Below are 1,793 nucleotides of genomic sequence, written 5' to 3'. Positions count from 1 at the left end.
ATGCAGTAGGTGGCCGCATCAGAAAACAGGGTTTTCATGCGGTAGTTATCGTTTTTGAAGTGGCTGGTCATGCTGGCCAGCTCGGCGGTGTCGGCACCGTCGGCGGGTTTGCGCAGACACACGGTCTGGAACACTTTTTCTGCCTGGCAGGTGGCAAAGACTTCACTGTGGGCCAGTTCCTTGCCCATGCTGGCGGCCCCTTCGCCGCTGCCCGGGAGGTTCGGATCCCAGCCCAGGTTGGCATTGGGGCCCTTGCGCCAGTAGTTGTCCCAGCTGTTGTCGGGGGTGATGTAGCCCCAGGGGAAGTTGTTGCCGTTGATCAGGTATTTGCCCTGCACCCGTGTGCCGGTGTCGGCATCGTTGCCGCTGTTGTAGACCATGCGGCCGCCATTGCCTTCCTGTTCGCCTTCCCAGTCGTAGTAGGCAAAGGCCTGGGCCAGCGGGTCCATGCCGCTGTGACAGCCGATGCAGCTGTTGCGGAAGATACGGCTGTCGCCACCGGGGCTGCGGCTCACGTCCTGGCGGATGCGGTCGGAGGGGCGGGTGGTGTCCTTGACCTGCTCCAGGTCACGGCACATGTGATTCATCATGGTGAAGCGCAGCATGGCCCGGTTGGTGCCGGCGTAAAAAAAGGCGTTGGCGGCGGCACGGGTGGTGAGTACTCCGGCCACTGCTTCTGCGGGGGTGCCGTATTGGCTGGCCTGGCTGCTTTCGGTGAGTGCCGTGCTCAGGTCCGCATGCTGGTTTTCCAGGGCTTCGTAATGGGCATTGCTGGAGGGGGAGGCGGCCGGGCTGGCGTTGCCCACATAGAGCAGGTCGCTGTAGAGGATGCGGCGGAAGTCCACGTCGTCACGGACCACACCGATGATGGTGGCGGTGTAGTCGTTGAGCGGTGCAAACACATCCTGGGCTTCGTTGGTCCAGGGGGTGGCGAACTGCTTAATGGTGACGTTGTAGAAGGCCGGATGGTCCATGGCCAACTCGGCGGCGGCGGCGGCCTGGTTGTTGTCGATCAGGCTTGCCATTTCGGTCAGCGTTGCGGCATCGGCCGGTACGCCGGCCAGCCGATTGTGGATGCGTTGAGCCTGATCCCGGCTGTTTGCCGTTGCGGTGGCGGGTACCACCATGGCAAGCGCGATCAGTATGATCCCCCGGTAGCCTTTCATGGGCTTGGTCCTTGTTGTTCTCTATGAGCGCCGCAGCCGCCTAAGGTGGCCGCCGGCAAGCCAGTAGTGATAATGCTATTACCGTTTAACCGATTTCCCGTATCCCGTGAGTATTCTGTATGACATTCTGCGTCACTCTCTGTGAAGTGACGCCCAGAAATTTAAGAAGATATTCGGGATACTGATGTAAACCTACGAAATACGGATGAACGGGTGAAAATAATAAAGCGTATTGGGGGGCTCAGCCTGCTGGGAATGCTGGCAGCGCTGGGTGGCTGCGGGGGCCTGGATGGCAGTGAGCAGGCAAAAGATCCGACCGTGACCGAGATCCCGGTGGCCTATGTGCAACGGACCCCGCCCCAGACGGACATGGACGCGATGGCGCAGGAGGCCCTGGAAGAGCCGGCGGTTTTCCAGGCCGGTGCCCGGTTGATGGTGCGCGACAGTGCCTCGGCCCGGGCTCAGGCCCGGGATGTGACCTCCGCGCGGCTGGGGGCTGGTCACGATATTCGCGATCTTAGCGTGAGCCCGGATGGAACCCGGTTGCTTTTCGCTGCCCGGGCGCCGGAGATCCCTGATGCGGACGAGGATGAGCAGCCCACCTGGAATGTTTGGGAATACGATTTT

The 1,793-nt window shown here is 61.5% G+C and carries 1 protein-coding gene and 1 pseudogene; one reads left to right on the top strand and one right to left on the bottom strand.

Features of this window, described 5'->3' with window-relative positions:
* The coding region (locus A3754_RS24525) for a hypothetical protein (protein WP_063521598.1) at positions 1-1,166 on the bottom strand (1,166 nt) is incomplete at its 3' end.
* Between the two features lie 213 nt (positions 1,167-1,379).
* On the opposite strand from A3754_RS24525, the pseudogene A3754_RS24520 reads away from it, so the two are divergent.
* Positions 1,380-1,793: pseudogene (locus A3754_RS24520) on the top strand (hypothetical protein); the annotation flags it as partial.

The organism is Alcanivorax sp. HI0083, assembly GCF_001635175.1.
Note: the sequence above shows the minus strand (reverse complement) of the source record. Positions and strands in the feature narration are given on the sequence as shown.